Origin of the sequence: Sphingobacterium paucimobilis HER1398, from assembly GCF_000416985.1 — a bacterium.
Taxonomy (GTDB): Bacteria; Bacteroidota; Bacteroidia; order Sphingobacteriales; family Sphingobacteriaceae; genus Sphingobacterium; species Sphingobacterium paucimobilis.
The window spans coordinates 245,394-269,214 of record NZ_ATDL01000021.1; the positions used below are offsets into that span (position 1 = coordinate 245,394).

The window sequence follows — 23,821 nt, forward strand, 5'->3', positions numbered from 1 at the left end:
GTAAATTAGGCAAACATGAAAAAGGGATTTATTTATATGCTCATGCCGTTTTTTTTGATGACGGGGAGCTGCAAAAAATATTTAGACGTTAATAAGAATATCGATGCGCCAGATTATGCAGATGGATATTTATATTTAGCTAATATTACACAACAGTATCAGGGAATATACTGGGATTATCGGGCAGTTGCACCTATGACACAGATGATGGGTACAACAGTAACTTTATATACAAATTTTGCGAATCACTCTTATGCATTGGGAAATGATGCCGGAGGAGAGGTTTGGAGATCGGTATACTGGACCCAAGGAATGAATTTGGAGAATCTGATTAATCAATCTGTGGAAGCCGAGGACTGGACATTAGCTGGTATCGGCTACGCAATAAAGGCCTTTAGCTGGGATGCTTTGACCAAATTGCATGGAGAGTTGCCATTGAAAGACGCCTTTGTTCCGAATATGTTGACGCATAGCTATGATTACCAAGATGAGGTATATGATCAAGTAAGGGCTTGGGCTCGCACAGCAATTGAACTGTTGGAACGGGAGGATAATCATAATTATGGAAATAAGATTAGTAAAAATGATTATATCTACGCTGGGGATAAGTCTAAATGGATTAAATTTGCTAATGCGGTAATCGTCCGGAATCTGGCTTCACTGAGTAATAAGAAAGATTTTAAAGATAAGTATGCACAGGAGTTGATTGATGCTGCAGCTAAGTCCTTTCAAAGTCCTGATGATGATGCTACGGTGAAGATTGACGCTGGCTCTCAGAGCGCGCCTTATTCTGGCTATAATAATTTCTGGGGTACGTCCCGTGGAAATCTAACCTATAATTATTTTCAGCATGAATACGCTGTTCAGGTACTAACAGGTACAGTTCCGGAGTACGGTCAAGTTGGGAACAACGAGTAACCCTACGTATAATAATCTCAATAATGAGGATAGTATTAAAGCATATAAATACTATGGAGGTACTGGTACAGGAAAAGTAGGTCCTATAGGACAAGCTCCGTCTTACTATGGACGTAACATTGCATCGGCTTATAGCGGCACAGAGCATGATGGTATTGGTCGTTGGATATATCGGGATGATGTACCGTACATTCTGACAACTTATGCGGAGGTTCAATTTTGTCTTGCTGAGGCATATTGGAAAGTAGGACGCAAGACAGATGCTTTCGAAGCTTTTAAAAAAGGTGTGGATGCGGATTTGAAAACAACAGCTCGTTATATCTATCCCGGTAAAGAAGGAAGTCCTACAGGGGGGGATAAAATCACCAAAGAGCTGTTCAATACACTGGGAGTTCAATATGTAAACGGACCCTTTGTCGGTGGCCTGTCGGAGCTTACGTTGTCTCATATTATGATGCAAAAGTGGGTTGCATTATATCCTTGGGGTGCAGCCGAGGCGTGGGTAGATATGCGTAAATACCATTACGATATTGACTATACAGGTGAGTATCCAAGTAATGGGAATGGCTGGATCCAAGCTTTATTGGAGCAAAAATGGGATACTGATCCTAATAAAGTGTATAAAGGTCTTTATTTGTCTCCTGCTCAGGTAGAAAATAGGAAGGGACGCTATGATATCCGAAATGACGGTTCGCCAAGTTATAGACTGAGGCCGCGATATAATTCGGAGTATATGTGGAATCTTCCTGCATTAGAAAGTCTCAAGCCTATCGCGGGCACAGCAGACAATTATCATACGTCCATTCCATGGTTTGCTTACCCTGGTGATATGCCTAAGTAAGAACTCTTGTATGACAAAAGATGTTTTATTTAAAACTATTGAGCAATGAAAAATCTAAATATACTATTAATAACTTTGGTCTTTTCCCTCTTTGTGACGAGTTGTGAAAAACATGTTGTCGAATATGATACTGTGAAAGTTGATGAGGAGACCACAGCACAATTTCAACTTTTTTATATGGTTCCGGTGACTACTGGTACTGCAAATAACATCAATAAAGTTGAATTGAATAATGAGCTTTTGACAAATGAAACTACGCCATTGTCAGCTTATAATTTCATACCCAGTGGGGCCGTTGGTAAGTTTTTTGTAGCCAAACCGGGTAAAGTAAATTTAAAGCTACATAGAGGGGCTATCACCAATTTAACATTGGCCTATGACCAAGATTTTGAACTGCCGGCAGGTAAATATGTTGTCGTGATCCATGATTTTACAAAGCCTCCGGTGTTTATCAAGAATGAAACTCCTTATCCTTCGGTGACGACCGAGTTTACAGGAAGTACAGCCTGGGTAAAGTTTTCTAATTTTCTTTATGAGAAGGCCGGAGAGCCTACTACCTTGAAGTTGCAATATCAGTTTCAATACACTGTAGACAATGCCACAGGACAGAAGAGTGATTGGGCGAATGTAGGTAAACCGGTAGCTTTTGGTGAAGCCACTGGATGGGAGCCCCTCCCTGTAAACAAAACGGTTGAGATTTCTGCTGGAACAGCACGGATCGATTATCGTATCCGGTTGATCGGGGCTGATGGTTCGGATCAGGGAAGCCTGAAGGTAAGAAATGCTGCCGGCAATACGGTAGATTATTCGGACTGGTGGAATGCCACTATTGGCCGTATTAATCATCATATGTTGGCGGGTTATCGTGCTGCGACTCCAGTAGCATCGATGAAGCAGTTAGGGGTTTTATAAATTTATTCAATAAGAAAGGAGGTGCTAGCACCTCCTTTCTTAAACAAGTGATCACTGGTTGCTAAAAAGAGAATGGTTATTCTGGGGTAGCGATGGATTGTGATCATCATTTTGCTCTGTGTGAAGAGCAAAATTTTAATAAATTGCTTTACTAATCTTTGTTCGTCTGGTAAAAATAAGTGCTGATCTGGCTAGAAAAGTAAATCATGGCATAGGCCAAGATAATCTTTAAGGCACTGGTCTCCACATTTGTAAGGTCGAAGCTTTTGCTTGGATCGTTGGCCTGCACTAATCTTATGTACTTGACGGTATTGATAATGAAATCTGGAAGATGGAGAACAATTACGGTGATGCCTATGATTACTAAAGCGGATCTTAACATATCTTTCTGCGTGTAGGGCGGGGAGAATTCTTGTGTATGATCATCTCTGTTTTTGATTAGTAGATTGGTTATTGAATCAGATTTGAACATTAATAGGGCAGCTAAGATCCACTGGATGATTATCGTGAATAATAGGACTCCTATAAAGGAAACGCACTCATCCACTGCGATACTATTGATTGGAAGAGCAAAATAGAATAATAGTTCCTTGATGGAATTGATACTGTACAAGAAAAGTATAATGCCGATTATTCGGATTGCAAGGTTTAATAAATCAGTTTTCTTCATGTTGGATCTTAAGATTTATGGCTGGTTCTGATAAAGATATTGATTTTCGGTGTTACTTTTCGATGCTTGTGGTTTTTGAATGTCCTTTTGGTCTGTATACTTGTAGAGGATGAACTCTTGCTAAAATGAGTTGATCTGAAAGGTGTTCCTTCTGAGGAATACTTTTTTGTGAACCTAAATTATACCTGGAAGGGAACGGTTTGTCTCTATAAGGAGCACCTTCTAGCGGTTTGGTGACTCCAAGTTAGCCATCTGTGACACCTTTTTGCAAAGTAGTCATCCCTTTTTGAAAACAAGATGTTGGTAGTTCACAAAAAGGGATTGCCTTTTAAGAATGAGTAGTCACTTTGCACAAATAAGGAATCGTTTTTTTCGAAAAATGGTTCCATTATTTTTAAAAAGGTCTACCTAGTTTGGTAGAAGGGGGACCTTTTTAATGAAAAGCATTTCCTTTTTTCAAACAATTGATTACTACTTGCCAAAAAGTAGTTCCTTGTTTAGAACAACCGATAACTTTGTAGAAAAAAGGGGACGGTTGTTTCAATATAGATGTTCCATTTTAGTAAAAAGGAGTCCCTTTTTACAGATAAGTGATTACAAGTTCACAACAAGTGACACCTTTTTCTGAAAAAGGTGTCACTTGTTTTCCAAAAGGGGATGGTTGTCTTGATGTTTTTACAGCAGTATCCCACGAAGTGTGTAAGCAAACTCGCTTTGCTTGGTAGAGACCTTCTGGTTTTCTATAGATGATGTTAAATGCGGGGGCCAGTACCATAGTTATACTATAGATAGTATTAAGAACCTATTAAGAAGGCAACTGCGTGCGAACTGTGCCTTAGGTGCTACAGCCCTGTGTCTAAGGTAGACTCGCTCTCAACACGGAGAGGACTCGGACTCAGCACGGATGCAAGGTGCTTTATGTAAGAGTCTAGTGTGTGTTAACTGTAGGGTCCTATCGAAGATGGGGAGTGTAGTTGAGATTATAAATAAGAACTTTATTTGTTTGCTTGGAGTGATTCAATCAGCGCTGCTTGGCTTTGGATCAATCGCTCTTTATCAAAAATGGAGTTTTCAAGAGTCTTGATTTTTTGAAGGAGGTCTTGGACCTGAGCGCTAACCACGGGAGCTACTGTTTCCATATTTTTGTAGTAATTGTAGTAGATATCTTCGTTTAGCAATACCGATAATAAAGCGACTCTGGACGTTGGGATTTCTTTGGCTGAATAGATATTGGGAACTGATCTTGCCGAAATATGTAAAGCCTCTGCAACAGCTTTATCTGTAATCCCCTTTAAGCGCACTCTCTCTTGTATAAATTTACCTAACGTCATTCTTCGGCTTTAATGTAAAACAAAATTCACAAACTTTTCTTATAATAAGCGTGAAGTATATGCGTTATGTTGACGTGTTTTATACGTTTAATTTGCGTATTACAATTGTATTTTTTATATTAGTGTGTCCGTAGGGATAGGGGCGCGGTGCTCTCTGTAGAAAACGATGACCAATTAGAATTAACATGTAATCACTTAAAATATTATCACTAACTGTAAAAATAACCTGTGTTGTTTAGTATGGCCTGAGGCGGTCTCTCTTATTGTGGAGACCGCTGGCGGCCTAACTGCGCATAAGGAACATTAGAGGCCTTGTTGGGGGCGCCTTATAAATACACAAAATATGGATCTGCTGGACTATCAATTCGTACTGATCGCTGTATTGGTTGTCATCTTGACGGCCTGTGGGATTTTCCTGCTCAAGAAGTCCGGAAAAGGATGACCTTGTTGTTAATCCTTTTCAAAGGATTGTAGATTGCCTTGTTCATCAAAGGATAGGGAATAGCTGCCCCTGGGTGTTCGCAGTGATCGTGGTGACCAATTGATCTTGTCGTTGTAGAAGGAAAAATAGACGGTAGGGTCACGTTCTTCGCTTTTGATTTCTTTTATTTTCTGTTTCAATGTCGTGTAGACTTTGTTGGCCGTAGCAAAGGAAACTCGGTCTAAGGGGAACAGCTGCTGATCCAATCGGTCGGCTTTGGTGATACGCACAGGCGTCGGGGTTTGCCACTTGCCTCGTTGGTATACATACCGGTCGATATTTTGAGGGGTGTCGGGGTTTTGTATGTTGAGTACAATACGGCCATCTCCGAAGAAATGTGCGGACTGTTGTACCATGATGGGTTTTCCGCTGAATTGTGGCAGCTGGCGTAGGGTCTCTTCCGCGGCTTGTAGGGCAGCGGTACTGGATACTGTTTTAATGACCCGCAGTGGAAAGCTGTTGCTCTCGTTCTGTTCCTTATGGGCAAGGTCTTGCTGTACTTCTTCTTCAGACTTCAAAGTGTCTCTGATGGATTGTGTAAATGGCTTACAGGACGACAGCAATATAACGGCTATGGGTATGTATAATCTGTTTTTCATCGTGATTAAATCTGTTTGTTTATAAATCTTCTTCCAGGACTATGGCTTGAGGATTGTCAGCTAGGTAGAGAATTTGCTTGCTTTTGGTGAGCTGTACTGCAGGGAGGTCCAGAAGAGATACGATTTTTTTGATAGCGACCTGATGACTGATGTTGTCGCTGTCGATAAAATTCATGTTAAATCTGATCTGGGGCTGTTCATTGATATATGTTCCAGTCTGTTGTACACTTATGATTTCTGCTGTCGCTCTTTTCCCCCATAATAAAAGCTGGGCCATGTCTTTATCTCCGCTGCCTTTACTGAGATTAGGTGATATCAGTTTGGCAAAGAATACATAAAAGATAGCTAAAAGGCTGTATAGAATAACGGGGGACAGGATGAGGGGATGGGTCAAAGAGAGGAATCGCCAGCCATAGCCTTGGCTTTGACTCGTGTAGGCGTAATAGAAATACGCGGCTATTGCGAGTATCGAGACTATCCAGATGCTGGTATAAAGAATCATTGTTTTTGAGTTTATATGGGTTTCTATGCCGTCGGGGACGACATAGGGGCGGTATTTCAGGTGGGGATCTGCTCGGAGGGCTATTTGCTGTCCGGTGTTATAGCGCTGTTGATGCGGTTTGCTGTCTGTCCATGTTAGCGGATAGTGAATTCGCGTATTGCTGAAATTATCAAATGATACTAGAATTTCCTTTTTCACAAAACCATTGGGAAGTTTTTTTTCTGATTTTACCTGGTCAATGGTAGCCTGTATCAGCCTGCCTTCTTGGCTTAAACGTTTGATGTCTCTTTGAAGCCCGTAGGTGTTTTTGTAGATCAGTCGTGCGAAAAGAATGAATGTGACAGACCAGAGAAATAGCGCTAATACAAGATAGATAAGGGCTGTGTAAGAATTTTGTGTAGAGGGATCAGGTGCTAAGTCACTGCTGTAATAGATGAGGGCTGGGTGTATGAAGACAAAATATAAGATGAATAGTCCCCAGAATAAATTAAAAAACTTCATTTTAACTCCTTCTTTTAGTTAGGGTTAAAACAAAAAGCTTACCATTTATGTTGTTTTAACAAAAGGTTAATATTGGAAGCTGCTATCTGATCAGTGAAACGTTACACAAGGGAATGTAGATTGTTAAAGTAAGGGATGCTTGAGTTGTTGGGTCAAAGTTTGCGTTTTTTGCGGTTTTACAAAGGTTGTATAGACAAGTGTTGATGATCAGGTGTTTATGGTTTTTTGATGTTTAATCTGTCTTTTGTTTTGGTTTAGAGGTCTTTGTTCGAATTTTATTCAAGATTTTGGGTGAGTGCTGGAATTTTTATTTGTGAATTTTAAAAAAATAGTTTCGCAAAAAAACGCATAAGCACTTTTTTTTTCGTAGACTTGCCTAACTAAATTACTGGTGTACAAATCTATATTTTAGAAAATAAACACAATTTTAACAAACTATCAAACACATGAAAAAGAGATTTTTACTTGCTTTTTTCGGGGTGTGCCTTTATGCATCCTGTTTGATGGCACAGCAAAAAGCAGTTTCGGGTAAGGTAACGTCTTCAGATGGAGATGGCCTGAGCAACGTAACTGTCATTGTAAAAGGTACTACACGCTCGGTGCAGACGAATGCAGATGGGTCCTTTTCTATTCAAGCTGCGCCAGGCGAAACATTGATCTTTAGAGCTATCGGTTCTGGAGAGACTTCACAGTTGGTGGGTTCAGGCAATGTCTACAACATCAAATTGAGCGGCTCGGAAGAGGCAATCGATGAGGTGGTCGTAACGGCATTGGGGATTAAGAAGGAAAAGAAAGCTTTGGGATATGCTGTACAGGATATCAAAGCTGATGAATTGATGAAGAATAAAAACCCCAACGTAATCAATTCTTTGAATGGTAAGATTGCGGGGGTTAATGTTACGAACTCAGGTGGTGCGCCAGGAGCTTCGGCAAGTATCATAATCCGTGGAGGTACATCGTTAGAACGGGACAATCAACCTCTTTTTGTAATCGATGGTATTCCAATGGATAACTCTACTGGACAAGGAGATAATTCTGCATTCGATGGTAACGTGAATACGTCTACTACGAACGGTAACCGTGCCTTAGATATTAACCCGGAAGATATCGAGTCGATGTCTGTATTGAAAGGCCCAGCAGCAGCAGCGTTGTATGGACTGCGCGCAGCAGCGGGAGCTATTGTAATCACGACAAAGAAAGGTGCGGAAGGACGTACCCAAGTAGGTATCACTTCGAGAGTCGGGGTTAACTGGGTGAACAAATTGCCTGAGCAGCAGACAAAATACAAACAAGGATCTTACTATAACAATAAGTATGTAGCGCAAACTTTTGAATCTTGGGGTGACCCATTCAAAGATGGAGATCTGCGTTATGATAATATGAAGGATTTTTACGAGACAGCAAGTATGTACGATAACTCCTTTAATATCTCCGGAGGTTCGGCTACTGGAAATTTCTTTCTTTCAGGATCGAACATCTACCAAACAGGTGTAGTGCCTACGACAGACTTTAATCGCTCGACGGTACGTTTTAACGGTGAGCAGAAGTATGGTAAGTTTACATTTGGTGCCAATGCGTCCTATTCGACCAGCGATACACGTAAGACGTTGACAGGTTCTGGACTTTGGGGTTCCTCCGGTAATGGGTATATGGAATCCGTATTGATATGGCCAGGAAACCATAATATGAAAGATTACCTTACGCCAGATGGCAGAAACAATCTGTTGTTGCCGCAGGTCGCTTTGGAAAACAATACCGACAATCCGTATTGGTTAATCCATAAGAATCCACAATCTGACAAAACTGATCGCATATTGGGAACGGTCTATACAAATGTGAATGTGACTGATTGGTTTGATATTACCTACCGTCTAGGTGTGGATAATTATACTTCGCAGTTCAATACATTAGTGGCTCCTGGATCTAGTGTGAAAGAAGCATGGCAGAATGGTATGATGTCCAATACCGATAAAAAATATCAGTATTTGAACAGCAACTTGATGTTAAATTTCAAGAAGCAGATAGAGGATTGGGATTTTAACTTGTTAGTCGGACATAATGCGGAAGATACGCGTGTTAAATCGTCTTCTTTGCGTGGTGAAAGCTTTGAGTTGAAAGGGGTCGAGAATATGGAGAACTTTAAGCAGGATAATAAGTATTATTCACAGATCTTTAATAATCGTAGGATTGTAGGTGTATACGGTGATTTACGTGTGGGATACAAAGGTATTGCTTACCTGAATGCTACAGGACGTAATGACTGGTCTTCTACATTGCCGGTGCAGAATCGTTCATTCTTTTATCCTTCAATTTCCGGATCTTTGATTTTTACAGAGTTGTTTGAAAAGAACGATATCTTGACGTATGGTAAGTTGCGGTCTTCGTGGGCATCAGTGGGTAAAGATGCACCAGCCTATGTGACGACTACAGGGTTATTTGGTCCAGAATTGACTATTGGAGGTGGATTTAGAAATCATTGGACAAGAGGTAACGATCAGTTGAAACCGGAAAGAACGAATTCGTTTGAGATTGGTACAGATTTACGTTTCTTGAAAAATGCTTTAGGACTAGAATTCACGTACTATAAGACGAGCTCTGTTGACCAAATCCTGCAACCTCGGGTTTCTAATGCCACAGGTTATATTATGACTTACTACAATATAGGTGAGTTGAATAATGAGGGGTTTGAAGTGTCGTTGAATGCTACTCCGGTAAAAAGAGGTGATTTTGCGTGGAATACAAGTCTGAATTTCTCTCATAATAAAGGTAAGGTTGCTAAGTTGGTTGGGGGCTTGGATATCCTTTATGTTACGGATGTACAGGTGGGTACCGGTAAGGCTGCTTCCTATAACAATGGTGACTTTATGGGGATAAGTGGCTCCGTATGGCAAAAAGATGCTCAAGGTAACTTGTTGTTGGACTGGAAAACTGGAAGGCCACTGACTTCGTCATCAACTACGACTTATGTTGGTAATCGTGAGCCCGATTTTATAGGAGGATGGAATAACTCATTCACTTATAAAAATTGGGATTTGTCCTTTCTGTTCGATTTTAGAAAAGGAGGAGATGTGTATAACGCTTCTGAGTATTTGATGACTACGTATGGTATGAGTAAAAATACAGAAAACAGAGGTGAGATGCTCCAATTTACAGGGATGTCGCTTAATCCGACTACTAAAGAGTACGAAATGGTGACAAGAGAGGTTGAAGCTAATGAAGCTTATTATAAAGATGTGTATTCTAAACATACACCTAACTTTATTGAGAAAGTGAATTGGTTCAGACTTCGCGCTGTCAATTTGAGCTATTCTTTGCCTAAAGATCTTTTGGCAAAATCGAAATTTATTAAAGGAGCTACCTTTAATGCCATGGGGACCAATCTTTGGTTGTTGACAAATTATTCTGGTGTGGATCCAGAAACATCGGCTGCAGGAGCAGGCGTCGTGGGCTCTGGGGCCGTTGGGATAGACTATGCAGGTGTACCAGCAACAGCAGGCTTCACGTTTGGTGTTAATTTAAAATTCTAATCGAATGAAAAAGATAATATATTTATTGGCGGCGACAGCTACTTTATCCTTGTCCTCCTGTGATAAGTGGCTTGATGTGAATGATAATCCCAATAGTGGTACTGCTGTTCAGCCCAATGCGGAACAGCGATTACCTTCTATATTAGCGCAGTTTGCAGATGCTTATGAAAGTGGCGGTACCAGATCGGCCCATATAACGCATCAGTTAGCGAATGTGTATGCTGCTAGCGCGAGAAATTATATGTTGACCCGTTGGTATTCTGATGCAGCTGCTGCGAATTGGCCATGGCAGGCATGGTATGTAAATACCGCTGTGAATATCCAGCCAATGATAGACGCAGCGAAAAAGGTCGATGCTCACCACTATGTAGGTGTAGGTCTGGTCATGAAAGCATGGGGTTTTGGGTACATGGCCGATTATTATGGCGTGGCTCCTTATACAGAGTTTGATAACAAGGATATTTTGACACCTAAGTTTGAGGATGCATCAGAGATCTATGTGGAGGTCTTTAAACTTTTGGATGAAGCCATCATTGAATTAGGAAAGACACAAGGACAGTATGCTGCTAACCTTTCAGTGGGTGATATTTACAATAAAGGAAACGTAGATAGTTGGATTAAGTTGGCCTATGGGTTAAAAGCAAGATTTTTATCGCATTTGAATAAGAAGTCGACTTATGATACAGATGCAATCTTAGCAGCATTGGATAAGGCGCCAAAAACGGTTGCGGAGTCTACTATAATGCACTATGTGGATCAGAGTGACAAAACAACGTCTACAGCGCAATCGGCATTACAGTATACGAATACCTCAGCATCGACTCGCGTGTCTAAGCTCTACATGGATTATATCTTGAATAATTACACTGGAGCACCTACAGGAAACAACGATATGCAGGACCCTCGATACGAGCTTTTGGTGCCTAGATCTCAAGAGGGAGATGGCTCTATGCGTACAACGCTAGGAGTGGATTTTGCATCAGATGAGGTGTTGACTGGACCTGAAGCGTATCTGTATGATTCGAAAAAAAATCAATTCGACAAAGCTGACTCGGTATTTGTTCAGTTGCGTGAGGCGAAGGGAGCAGGCGGTCGTATTCTTTCTACAGGTACTTGGTATAATAAGAAAGACTCAAAAGGATTATTCTTGACAGCATCAGAGATGAAATTTATAGAGGCAGAGGTTCGCTTGAGAAGAAATGAGCCTGGTCTAGCTCTGACAGCATACAAAGATGGGATAAGGAACCATATGGAGATTATGGGTATAAATGCCAGTGATATCAATGATTTCTTGGCCAGTACCTCTGTGGTGCAAAATGCTGGAGACTTGACAATGAGCCATATCATGATTCAGAAGTATATCGCTTTGTCTTATTCTCCAGAACAGTGGGTGGACATGCGTAGGATGGACTATTGTACGGACGGTAGCGGAAACTATAATGAAGCAACTGGTGTGTATAAAGGATACAAGCGTCCAAATCACGTGTATGCACAGTCTTATCCTGGGGCGACAGATTGGCCAAGAAGATTTGCGATGGCATCTTATGAGTTGAATTTTAATAGTGCTCAACTTAGATTGGTAGCTCCAAATTACGACAAGCCTACTTACATTAATGAACCGATATGGTGGGATAAAAAAGATTAATCTTATTTTTCTAAGTTTAGTATCTAGCCCCTTGCAGTTTTCTGCAAGGGGCTTTTTGGTGTTGATCTGAAAAGTTACAAATGTAACACTATTGTTGCTTTATAGTGTATATTTAACACTATGCACTTGTTCTGATGAACTTCGTAAAGTGGGTTTAACATTTATTTAACGTATAAATCTATACTTTTTTGTATGATTTTCTCTTTTTTTTGAATTCGTTTTTGTGCGGTTTTTGTAACTAAAATTGTCTTACATCTGCTTTTGTTTTGCTGTTTATGCGGTATTATGCGTTTTATTGTGTTATTTTTAGCCATCTAAGCTGTAATGTTGATAAATAACGCATAATAGACACTAACAAAACAAGCTGTATATATGAAGTTTTTACCTTTAGTAGCATCTAGTCTGATAGGCTCGATGTTTTTCTTCTGTGGATTGAAAACCCAAGCAAGGGATATCGCTAATCCACCCCTAAAATCAGATTTTATAGTAAACGATGAAATTAAGACTGGAGCCGACCAGTTGGAAGCTTATTTGCCGCTTTTGAAAGGAAAGAAGGTAGGTCTTATGGGCAATCAGACATCGATTGTTGGAGCGAGAAAGGAACATCTTGTCGATGTACTGCTCCGTGAAAAGGTCGATTTGAGATTTGGTTTTGCTCCAGAGCATGGTTTTCGTGGGGATATCGAACGTGGCGAAAAAGTCAGTAATGACAAGGATGCAAGAACAGGTCTTCCGCTGTACACGTTGTATGGTAAAAACGATAAGCAAGATTCAATCATACAATCGATAGATGTAATGATCTTTGATCTGCAGGATGTAGGTGCGCGTTTTTATACCTATATAGCTTCGATGCATCGGGTAATGGAATTGTGTGCAAAGCACAATAAAGAACTCATTGTATTGGATCGTCCTAATCCTTGCGGAGATCAGATCGATGGTCCCGTACGTAAAGACGATAAATTTAAATCTAACGTATCTCTTCATAAAATCGCGATGATACACGGATTGACCGTTGGTGAATTGGCACATATGATCAATGGGGAGGAATGGTTGGAGAATGGACGCCAGTGTCAAGTAACGGTGATACCCGTGAGAAACTGGGACCATTCGAAAATGTACGAGCTCCCTGTGATTCCATCACCATCGTTGCCAAATCATTTGTCGGTTCGTCTATATGGTGCATTGTGCCTGTTTGAAGGAACAGATATATCGGTAGGACGGGGAACGGACTGGCCTTTCCAGGTGGTGGGGTATGATAATCCTGTTTATGGTGATTTCAAATACACACCCGGTGAAAAAGCAGGAATGGTAAAGCATGTAGAAGGAAAGGGACAGACAATGTATGGGCAAGATCTACGTGGGCTAGATGCCGATCAACAAAAATTCACATTGAAGTATGTGCTGGATTTTTACAACAAAATGCCAGATAAATCAAAATTCTTCGCAAGGCCAGAGTTCTTCGATAAGCTGGCGGGTACAGATGAATTGAGAAAGCAGATTATTGCAGGCAAAACAGAAGATGAGATCAAAGCATCTTGGCAAAAAGAGCTGTCGGAGTATAAGCAGATGCGTAAGAAATATCTGTTGTATAATGACTTTGAATAAGATTATGGGTTAGGTCTGCTTTTTAAGTAGACCTTTCTAGGTTATGATTACAAGTAAAACAAGTTTATTAAATATGCTAAATATGAGAAATACTTTACTATTCTCTCTCGCATTGGGGTTGGCAATGACGACAGCAGAAGCGAAGGTTTCGAAAGTCTCGAATCCATCCAATCTTGCTGCGGCAACAGCCTATTCATCAAATAGGTTAGTTCAGAATACAGTAGCGGGTACTGTATCGGACGAAAATGGTCCTTTAGCAGGTGTTACGGTATCGGTGGTTGGGGTTCCTGGGGCTACAACAACAGATGCCAACGGCAGCTTTAAAATTTCAGCCACAGTAGGTTCAACACTGCGTTTTTCCAGTATCGGTTATATTTCGCAAGATGTAAAGGTTGGTGACAATACAATCAATGTCGTATTGGTTTCTGAAGACAATGCTTTGGAAGAAGTCGTTGTAGTCGGTTACGGTACACAAAAGAGAACAAATGTGACTGGAGCAGTATCAACTGTCGATACGAAAAAAACTTTTGAAACACGTCCTGTGACGGATGTCGGACGAGCATTGCAAGGTGCTGTATCAGGACTTTCAGTCTCGACAGCTAGTGGAGATTTAGGTGGGGATCCCAAGATTCGTCTACGTGGTGTGAGCGGATCGCTGAAAACAGAAGGTGGTGCTTCTCCGTTGATTTTGGTAGATGGCGTGGAGGTACCTAGTCTTTCGATGATAAATCCTACGGACATTGAGAGTATGTCTGTTATTAAAGATGCTTCGGCAGCAATCTATGGTGCAAGAGCAGCTTGGGGGGTAGTTTTGATCAAAACAAAGTCAGGAAAGAGGAATACAAAAACAGCGATAAATTATTCTAATAATTTTGCGTTGCAAACCTTGACTACAACTCCAGTGATCGCAGGTGGAGCAGCAGGTGCTAGAGCTGGTTTATTGGCAGCCATGCGCGAAGATCCAGGAAAACCGTATTATGATAATCTAGGGATACAATATGATGAGTATGCTATCCAAAAGATGGAAGAGTGGGAGCAATTGTATGGAGGACAGGATCTGGGTTTGGAAATGGTTAAAGGCCGTGATTACGAAGTAAAGGATGGTAAACTGTATTTCCACAGGCAGTGGGATGCGGAAAGTATGTTCATGAAGAAGCATACTCCACAGCAGAATCATAATTTGAGTATTTCTGGAGGATCGGATAAGATTAATTATAATGCCGGATTTGGCTTGATATCACAAACCGGTGTTTTGAAGGATAATACTGATAAATTTAACCGTTATAATTTTAACTTAGGTATCAATGCGGATATTACAGATTGGTTGACTGGGTATGCTAAGGTGTTGTATACGGCATCTGATGTAAGTAAGCCTTTTTCATTTGGTGGTGATATTTATGAACCGCTATTTTATCTGTATCGTTGGCCTAGAAACTTTCCGTATGGTACGATTGATGGGTTGCCTATGCGAAATGCAATTACTGATGTGCAGCAAGCGAATATGAATTCCAGAAATTCAAATATGGCGCGTTTTACATTCGGCGGGCAGGCTAAGATTATGCCCGGGCTAACGCTAGATGCGGATTATACCTATTCACAATATCTCCAAAAATATAATGAAAATGGAGGAACAGCTGAAGGATGGGATTTCTGGGGGAAAACGGATTTTACGTATATGACCTATACAGGGGCTGCTGCAAATCGTGCTCGTAAAGAACGTGCGGTTACAGATAGACATGTGGCCAATATGTATGCGACCTATGATAAGAGTTTCGAAGATCATAATTTTAAATTTATGGCTGGTGCAAATGCGGAGCTATTTAAGACAGATAAATTATGGGGACAGCGATTAGGACTTCTAGATCAAGGTTATCCAGAGTTGGGGTTGGCTACTGGCGATATGACAACGAGTTCGGAAGCTTCACACTGGTCTACGCTTGGTTTTTTCGGCCGGGTCAACTATGATTACAAAAGTAAGTATATCGTAGAGGTATTGGCGAGATATGATGGTTCCTCCCGTTTCAACAGGGATAATGTATGGGGGTTCTTCCCAGCAATGTCTGCGGGGTATGTAATCTCTCAAGAGGAGTTTATGGATTGGTCCAAGCCTTATATGGATTTCCTGAAAATACGTGGATCTTGGGGAAGTGTGGGTAATCAAACAGTGCCTAGTGGTCTTTATTTGTCAACCTTGAGCCAAGCGCCATCAGATTGGTTGGTAGGTGGTATTAATCAGAATACGATGACTACCCCTTCTATTGTGTCGCAAAATTTGACTTGGGAGACTGTTACTACAAAAGAAATAGGTGTAGATGCAGCATTTTTTAACAATAAGTTGAATGTAACATTCAATCGTTATAGAAGAACGGTTTCCGATCTGATTACGGGCGGAGAAGTGCTCACTTCTAATTACGGAGCACCTTCACCATTGCGTAATCATGGGAAGATGCAGACTAATGGCTGGGAGTTGGAGTTGGCCTATAACCATAGTTTTAATAATGGGCTTAATATGCGTTTGTCTGGTCAATTGTCTGATTACAAAGAGACAATCAGTAAATTTGACGGAATCGGTCAGATCAATGCTAATGGAACAAGTACAGACTATAAAGGTAAGATGATCGGGGAGATCTGGGGGTATGAGACGGACCGTCTCTTCCAGGTCGATGATTTTAACCAAAATGCAGATGGTTCGTATACATTGAAGCAAGGGATTCCTTCACAATCGTACTATGAGACTGGTAAGTTTAAATATGGTCCAGGGGATGTTAAGTACAAAGACCTGAATGGTGATGGAGTGATTGGTGTTGGAGATGGAACTGTTGTGGATCCGGGAGACCGTAGAATTATTGGTAATTCCAATCCAAGGTATCAATATGGGTTCCGTGCGGACTTTGAATACAAAGGTTTCGATTTAGGATTCTTCTTGCAAGGTGTTGGAAGCCGTAGTGCTTGGGTAGGTGGAGATTTTGCAGTACCTGGATGGAGACCTGCGGAAGCATGGTACGATCATCAGATGGATTACTGGACGCCTGAAAACACAGGGGCTTTCTATTATAGACCGACCAATCAAAATCAAAGCAACACCTCTATGAACCATATGCCGCAGACGAGATATCTATTGGATATGTCTTATTTAAGATTGAAAAATCTTACGGTTGGTTATGCATTGCCAAGTTCGGTGTTGGAAAAAGCAAAAATCGATAAGTTCAGAGTTTTCTTCTCCGGAGAGAATCTGTTTGAGTTCGATAGTTTGAATATTCCAATTGACCCAGAGACAGATTATACAGAAAACGGTATTAAAGACCCGAATTCATTTGGGAGGTCGTATCCTTATCGTAGAACATTCTCATTAGGACTTCAATTAACTTTTTAGACATGAAACTATTTAAATATATAGCTTTAGCAGGTGTGCTGTCTTTATCATCCTGCACAAAGGACTTTTTAGGAGATGGGTTTTTGGAAAAGGATCCTTTGGATCAGCTGACCGACCCTGCATTTTGGTCTTCCGAAAACAATATCAGGACATATACCTATGGCTTTTATAATTCTTATTTCAAAGGATATGGTAAGGGATTTGCTTGGGGTACATATTTTGCTGGTCAGTTCATCAACGATGATCATGTGCCTTCGACACCACTTGAAAATATTGTCACGGATTTTGTCCAGAATATTCCCACTTCTGGAGGCGGCTGGTCTCCAGCATTGCCTGCAAGTCAGACTCCTATAGGAGTGACCTCCTATTATTCTCGTATCCGCAAAGCCAATCATTTTATCGAAAGTGTGCCAAAGGCGCAATTGGCTGAAGAGGTACAAAATCATTGGTTGGGCATAGGCCGCTTTTTTCGCGGCTTAGAGTATGCTAACTTTGTGAATACTTTTGGTGATGTTCCATATATTGATAAAGTGCTCGGTGAAGCTGATCCGGATTTGTTTCGTAAACGTGACTCCCGGATTTTTGTGATGGACAAGGTGTTGGAAGATTTCAAATTTGCAGCACAATATGTACGATCTACTGATGGGCCGAGTCAGCAAGCGGTTAATAAATATGTGGTCTTGGCGTATATGTCTCGCGTATTTCTTTTTGAAGGTACATGGCTCAAGTATCATAAAATAGATGAGGTCAAGGCAAAAGAATATCTAGAAGCCGCTAAGTGGGCAGCCGAAGAGATTATTAATAGTGGAGCTTTTTCTGTCGCCAAAGACTATAGAGCATTGTTTAGTTCGCAGTCCCTTAAGGGAAATCCAGAAGTTATCTTGTTTAGAGAGTATGCTGAGGGAGTATTGGAGCATAGTCTGATGTCTTTTAATAATCTAGAACGTCAAGCTGGAATGACGAAAAACGCAATGGACAGCTACCTGTTGTCGGATGGTCTTCCTATTGGACTCTCTCCGTTATATAAAGGAGACAAGTCAATGGCGGATGTGTTGGCGGATCGTGATGGACGTTTGGCACAAACTACGGTGGGCGAATTGAGATTACAGAACAGTGTGTCCAATTTTAGTCTTTCTGGTTATTCGACTCACAAATTTTTGAATGAGTCGCTGAAAGACCAAGCTGTGGGATTGGGAAGTAAAAATATCACTGATGCACCAATAATTCGCTACGGTGAAGTTTTGTTGAATTATGCAGAAGCTGCTGCGGAACTCGGAGAGTTAGATCAGGCAGGTTTGAATAAATCGATAAATGTACTTCGAGGTAGAGATGGTGTGGGAGTAGCACCTTTACAGACGTTGGGCGGTCAGCCTGCCGTAAATGGCGTGGCCTATAACGATCCAGATCGCGATGCTACGGTACCTGCTCTTATCTGGGAAATCAGAAGAGAGCGCCGTACAGAAATGATGTTTGAGGGCTTGCGATTGAATGACTTGCGCCGTTGGGCGAAATTGGAATACGCAGATACAGAGAAGAATCCAACTATTAATAGAGGGGCTTATATCATAAAAGCTGACTATGCCCCAGGAAAGCTGGACGGAATCACTCTTGATGGAACGGATGAGGGTTATATTATTCCTGCTGTCAAAATCAAGCGGACTGTAATGAATAAATATTATTTAGACCCTATTCCTTTGGATCAGATTACACTATACAAAAATAACGGTTCGGAATTGACCCAAAACGAAGGTTGGTAATCCAATAAGATAGATTTTAAATCAGGGGGCTTGCATGAAAATGCAAGTCCCTTCTTTTTTTTGCTCGGATGAAACTAATGACGGCCTTTATTGTATCTTTAATGTTACAAAAAGGTGTCTAATTGACACTTTCTTTTTCTTAAATAGCGATTTAACATTATTTAACGCTTGAAAATGCAATAATCTTTCTGCAGTAATATTCTGTATTTTTACTGATTTGTGCAGTTTTTATGTAGTAAAAACGCTATAAGTTGTTTTATTTATAGCTCTTGTTGCTTTATTGTGCGTTTTTTGTATTATTTTTATCAGAGTTAATCTAAATTATTGATAATAGCGCAAATTGTAGATGAGCAATTCTTTATATATAAAGTTTTTAAGGCTTGGGTCTTTGCTGTGCCTAGGGGTAGCGTTGATGGCTTGTACTGGGGCAATGCGGCATAATGAAAAGCAGGTTGTTAACTCTGTTGTAGATTCTAGTGCGAGCCCTGTAATTGTACCTGCTGCTGATCAGTTGACAGCTTATTTGCCGCTATTGGAAGGAAAGAAAGTAGGGCTTATGGGGAATCAGACCTCCGTCGTCGGTGTGGATAATGAACATCTTGTCGATGTGCTGCTCCGTGAGAAGGTGGATTTGAAATTTGGATTTGCTCCGGAGCATGGGTTCCGGGGGGATATCGAGCGTGGTGAGAAAGTCAGTAATGACAAGGATGCAAAAACAGGTCTACCACTTTATACTTTATATGGAGGAAACGAGAAGCAAGATTCGATCGTGCAATCGATTGATGTGATGATCTTTGACCTGCAAGATGTTGGCGCTCGTTTTTATACCTATATAACTTCATTGCACCGAGTGATGGAACTGTGCGCTAAACATAATAAGGAACTTATCGTCTTGGATCGTCCAAATCCCTGTGGCGACCAGGTCGATGGTCCTGTACGTAAGGATGATAAGTTTAAATCGACTGTGTCCTATCATAAAATTGCTATGGTTCATGGATTGACGATAGGCGAACTGGCGAATATGATCAATGGCGAAAAATGGTTGGAAGAAGGCCGTCAATGTAAGGTGACGGTTGTTCCTGTCCAGAACTGGGATCACACTAAAATGTACGACTTGCCTGTAATTCCATCTCCGTCACTGCCAAACCATCTATCGGTAAGATTATATGCGTCGTTGTGCCTGTTTGAAGGTACGGAGATTTCGGTGGGACGTGGTACGGAATGGCCATTCCAGGTCGTGGGATATGATAATCCAGTATATGGTGATTTTGAATATACGCCGGGTGAAAAGGCGGGAATGAAGAAGCATGTAGAGGGTAAGGGACAGACCATGTATGGCATCGATTTACGAAGCTTGAATGCGGATGAGCAAACATTTACCCTTAAGTATGTGTTAGACTTTTATAAGAAGATGCCGGATAAGTCAAAATTCTTTACGAGAGCAGAGTTTTTTGATAAGCTGGCAGGTACCGACGAATTGAGAAAGCAGATTATTGCTGGTAAAACCGAAGATGAAATTAAAGCTTCCTGGCAACAGGAATTGACCGAATATAAGGAGATGCGCAAAAAGTATCTGCTTTACAAAGACTTTGAATAAGGTTATGGGATAGGTCTGCTTTTAATAAAGTAGACCTTCCTGGATTATGATTTACGTAAACAAGTTTATTTTAATATGCTAAATATGAGAAATACTTTACTATTCTCTCTTGCATTAGGGCTGGCGGTGACGACTGTGGAAGCGAAGGTTTCTAAAGTCGCAAATCCTTCCAACCTTGCTGCAGCAACAGCCTATTCGTCCGATAGGTTGGTTCAGAATACAGTAACGGGTACTGTATCTGATGCAAATGGACCTATGCCAGGTGTCACGGTATCTGTTGTTGGTGTACCAGGTTCGGCTCGCACAGACGCTGACGGTAAGTTTAAGATTACGGCGGCATTAGGGGCGACTTTACGATTCACAAGTATTGGTTATGTTTCACAGGATTTAAAAGTGACAGGTAATACGCTGAATGTGGTCTTGAAAGAAGAAGATAACGCTTTGGAAGAGGTTGTTGTTGTTGGTTATGGACAGCAAAAAAAGGAGCATCTGACAGGCGCGGTTTCTTCTATCAATGTACAAGAGGTAATGGGGAGTAGGCCTATTCCTGATGCTGGACGTGGTATGCAGGGGACAATACCAGGGTTGTCTGTTGTGATTCCGAGTGGTGAAGTTGGGTCTGATCCCGTGATGAAAATACGTGGACAGGTAGCTTCTATCTCAGGTTCAAGTAAGCCCTTGATTTTAGTGGATAACGTAGAGATTCCAAGTATCAATATGATTAATCCTAGTGATATTGAATCTATTTCTGTGTTAAAGGATGCTGCTTCAAGTTCCATTTATGGAGCTAAGGCTGCTTTTGGAGTAATCTTGATTACGACTCGTAAAGGTTCCAAAACCGATTCGCATAATATTAGCTATTCGAATAATTTTTCTATGCAAGCGCCGTTTAAACCAATTGATCTTGCTGGCTTAGATGGTTTGGAGTATACATTAGAAGCTGCTGAAACTCAATTAGAAAATCCAGCAGGAGGATTTTGGCGCTTAAACCGAGAATCATTTGAAAAATCAAAGGAATGGCAGAAAAAATACGGCGGCATTGTAAAATATAATGATCCAGTACTGTATGGTAGGGATTGGTACATCGATGATTCAGGCAATAAGCTAGGAGTTCGTCTATATGACCCTGTAAAAGCTATGCTTAAAGATAATCCTATTTCTCATTTGCATAATCTTGGGCTTAACGGAAAGAGTGGCGCAACAAATTATAATCTTAGTGTCGGATTTTTGAATCAACAAGGGATGATGAAACCGGCTGAACATGATGATTTTAGACGCTATAATGCTACTCTTAATGTGTCTACGAAAGTAAATGAGATGCTGACTTTAAGAGGTGGAGCTATGTATTCTGATGGAACCAAACGCTATCCATACTCTTTGACAGGGTTCGGAGCAAACGGCGACCCTTGGGTTTATTTATATAGATGGTCACGATTACATCCTATCGGCGTCACCGAGCATGGAGAGACATTGAAAGATGCGGCTTCAATGGCAAGCTTAGCCCATACAGCAAGAAATGTCGATCGATATTTAAATTTAAATTTTGGTACTACGCTAGATATTATGAAAGGATGGGATGTGAAGGCCGATTATGCATATAGCACTCAAAACAATCATGTCAATACTTCGTTGCCTGTAGTCGATAAAATAGTAGATCCTTGGTATACGCCTGTACAGTGGTTTGATGAAGAGGGAACTCGAGTTTATGTAGATGAGAATGGTGTTCCTACTGACCTTGGTGGTATGCCTGCCTTTAGATTTCCTACCGGAAATATTACAAATTTATATGAGCCAATGGGTAATATTTACCGAAAATCTATTTTCTCAAAAAGACATACATTTAACATGTTTACAACTTACTCTACGAAGTTTGATGAGGTACATGATGTTAAGTTTATGGCGGGTACAAATATTGTTGCTTATCAATATGAAGACTTTTGGGGACGTAAGATGGGGCTGTTGAATAATGATAATCCACAGTTTAATTTTGCGACTAAAGAAGCAGAAAGTGGCGGCGATAAAAAGTGGGACTCTCAGGCGGGTTTTTTTGGTCGGGTCAACTATGCTTATAAAGATCGTTATTTAGTAGAAGCTAATTTACGTTACGATGGAACATCAAAGTTTCCAAAACATTTAGCTTGGAAATGGTATCCTTCGGTGTCTGCAGGCTGGGTATTGACTAATGAATCATTTATGAAAGACATTTCAAATGTATTAAGTTTTGCCAAAGTTCGTGGGTCTTGGGGTAGTATTGGGGATCAGTCTGTTTCCAACTCATTATATGTGCCAACAATGGCTATTATCCAGAATAACTGGCTGGATGGCTCCGGTGCCAAATTTTACCAATTAGGAACCCCGGCAGCAGTATCTAGAGAAATCGGTTGGCAGAATATTGAACATGCGAATTTGGGTGCTGATTTGAGGTTCTTTAACAAGTTAGGTGTTACGTTCGAACTGTTTCAACGGACGACAAAAGATATGATTGTTGCTGGTGATGCACTTCCTGATACTTATGGAGTTACGGTTCCTCCTAGAGGAAACTATGGTACGTTACGCACGAGAGGATGGGAATTGAATTTAGACTATACGCATAAGTTTGATAACGGTCTACGGCTGACAGCGAATGCAAACTTAGCTGATGCTGTATCTGTTACTACTAAGGGAGCAGATTGGAGAACTCCATGGGAAAGCCGTCTATTAAAAGAAGATTATTCTACAGGACGGAGATATGGTGATATATATGGCTATGTATCCGATCGTTTGTATCAAGCAAGTGACTTTGTGTACGATGATCAAGGTAATCATGTAACGACATCCATCATCCATAAAGGATCTGCAAAGACTACCAATCTTTTAAGTGGCGAAAATCCTGTTTATCAAACTCAGTTTCAAACTGGCCAAGCTGTTTGGGGATATATTTCTCCAGGAGATATGAAATTTGTTGATGTGGATGGGGATGGTTACATCACACCTGGAGAGGGAACAAATGGAGATCCTGGAGACCGAGTGGTAATAGGTAACTCTACACCTCGTTATGAGTACGGATTCCGTTTAGGTGCCGATTATAAGGGGTTTGATTTATCTGTATTTATGCAAGGAGTTGGTAAGAGGGAGATATGGGGGGTAGGTCAATTGGCGACAGCAGGATATCATGTTAAAGATGGGGCAATGCCACAGGCAATCGCCCAGGATTTTTGGAAAAAAGATCGACTAGACGCGTTCTATCCTCGAGCATTGAATGCTAATGGGGCAAATGACTATCAAACAATGGTACCTCAGTCTAGATATATTCTGGATATGTCATACTTCAAAATAAAGAATATCACTGTTGGATATGCATTGTCTGAAAATGTATTGAAAAAAGCTGGATTGAAGAATGCACGTATCTATGTATCACTGGAGAACTATTTTACTTTTGACAATTTAAGAGGTTTGCCTATTGATCCTGAGACTATCTCTGGAGAAAGTATGTTAGCAGAGAAGTATAATCAAGGTAGAACAGGTATTGGAAATCCATCGTTTAAATCAGCTTCCTTGGGACTTCAAATTGGTTTATAATCAT

At 40.8% G+C, this 23,821-nt stretch carries 14 protein-coding genes; 10 read left to right on the forward strand and 4 right to left on the reverse strand.

Annotated features, from left to right (window positions below):
- Nucleotides 1–15 precede the first annotated feature (15 nt).
- From M472_RS45650 to M472_RS41555, 3 genes are read left to right on the forward strand one after another with little or no spacing between them, the layout of a single operon-like run.
- The gene (locus M472_RS45650; protein ID WP_021069465.1) at nucleotides 16–918 is read left to right on the forward strand and encodes a SusD/RagB family nutrient-binding outer membrane lipoprotein; all 903 of its coding nucleotides are present in this window, start codon (nucleotides 16–18) and stop codon (nucleotides 916–918) included.
- Nucleotides 902–1,759 (forward strand): SusD/RagB family nutrient-binding outer membrane lipoprotein, encoded by an 858-nt coding sequence (locus tag M472_RS45655; RefSeq protein ID WP_021069466.1) that lies wholly within the window; start codon nucleotides 902–904, stop codon nucleotides 1,757–1,759. The genes M472_RS45650 and M472_RS45655 overlap by 17 nt, the downstream gene beginning before the upstream one ends.
- Before the next feature lie 45 nt (nucleotides 1,760–1,804).
- The gene (locus tag M472_RS41555) at nucleotides 1,805–2,671 is read left to right on the forward strand and encodes a hypothetical protein (RefSeq protein WP_021069467.1); all 867 of its coding nucleotides are present in this window, start codon (nucleotides 1,805–1,807) and stop codon (nucleotides 2,669–2,671) included.
- Nucleotides 2,672–2,822: 151 nt separating this feature from the next.
- Here M472_RS41555 and M472_RS41560 read toward each other — a convergent pair whose 3' ends face one another.
- The 4 genes from M472_RS41560 to M472_RS41570 form a co-directional block, all read right to left on the reverse strand.
- Nucleotides 2,823–3,341: a hypothetical protein gene (locus M472_RS41560; protein ID WP_021069468.1), complete on the reverse strand. Its 519-nt coding sequence runs from the start codon at nucleotides 3,339–3,341 to the stop codon at nucleotides 2,823–2,825.
- Nucleotides 3,342–4,336: 995 nt separating this feature from the next.
- Complete coding sequence (locus M472_RS41565; RefSeq protein WP_021069469.1) at nucleotides 4,337–4,672, reverse strand: hypothetical protein; 336 nt, start codon at nucleotides 4,670–4,672, stop codon at nucleotides 4,337–4,339.
- A 450-nt stretch (nucleotides 4,673–5,122) separates the two neighbouring features.
- Nucleotides 5,123–5,752: a hypothetical protein gene (locus M472_RS0123175; RefSeq protein WP_021069471.1), complete on the reverse strand. Its 630-nt coding sequence runs from the start codon at nucleotides 5,750–5,752 to the stop codon at nucleotides 5,123–5,125.
- Nucleotides 5,753–5,771: 19 nt separating this feature from the next.
- The gene (locus tag M472_RS41570; RefSeq protein WP_021069472.1) at nucleotides 5,772–6,755 is read right to left on the reverse strand and encodes a hypothetical protein; all 984 of its coding nucleotides are present in this window, start codon (nucleotides 6,753–6,755) and stop codon (nucleotides 5,772–5,774) included.
- Nucleotides 6,756–7,201: 446 nt separating this feature from the next.
- Between M472_RS41570 and M472_RS41575 the strand changes: the two genes are divergently transcribed.
- The 7 genes from M472_RS41575 (at nucleotide 7,202) to M472_RS41605 (ending at nucleotide 23,817) form a co-directional block, all read left to right on the forward strand.
- The gene (locus tag M472_RS41575) at nucleotides 7,202–10,282 is read left to right on the forward strand and encodes a SusC/RagA family TonB-linked outer membrane protein (RefSeq protein ID WP_031301483.1); all 3,081 of its coding nucleotides are present in this window, start codon (nucleotides 7,202–7,204) and stop codon (nucleotides 10,280–10,282) included.
- A 4-nt stretch (nucleotides 10,283–10,286) separates the two neighbouring features.
- A complete protein-coding gene (locus M472_RS41580; protein ID WP_021069474.1) occupies nucleotides 10,287–11,927 on the forward strand; it encodes a SusD/RagB family nutrient-binding outer membrane lipoprotein in 1,641 nt (546 codons plus the stop codon).
- 372 nt (nucleotides 11,928–12,299) lie between these two features.
- On the forward strand, nucleotides 12,300–13,532 hold the full coding sequence (locus M472_RS41585) for an exo-beta-N-acetylmuramidase NamZ family protein (protein ID WP_037458134.1): 1,233 nt from the start codon (nucleotides 12,300–12,302) through the stop codon (nucleotides 13,530–13,532).
- An 82-nt stretch (nucleotides 13,533–13,614) separates the two neighbouring features.
- Nucleotides 13,615–16,905, forward strand: coding sequence for a SusC/RagA family TonB-linked outer membrane protein (locus M472_RS41590; RefSeq protein WP_200859603.1), 3,291 nt, complete (start codon nucleotides 13,615–13,617; stop codon nucleotides 16,903–16,905).
- Between the two features lie 2 nt (nucleotides 16,906–16,907).
- On the forward strand, nucleotides 16,908–18,662 hold the full coding sequence (locus tag M472_RS41595) for a RagB/SusD family nutrient uptake outer membrane protein (protein WP_021069478.1): 1,755 nt from the start codon (nucleotides 16,908–16,910) through the stop codon (nucleotides 18,660–18,662).
- Nucleotides 18,663–19,008: 346 nt separating this feature from the next.
- On the forward strand, nucleotides 19,009–20,259 hold the full coding sequence (locus M472_RS41600; protein ID WP_031301486.1) for an exo-beta-N-acetylmuramidase NamZ family protein: 1,251 nt from the start codon (nucleotides 19,009–19,011) through the stop codon (nucleotides 20,257–20,259).
- 84 nt (nucleotides 20,260–20,343) lie between these two features.
- A complete protein-coding gene (locus M472_RS41605) occupies nucleotides 20,344–23,817 on the forward strand; it encodes a SusC/RagA family TonB-linked outer membrane protein (RefSeq protein ID WP_031301487.1) in 3,474 nt (1,157 codons plus the stop codon).
- Nucleotides 23,818–23,821 lie beyond the last annotated feature (4 nt).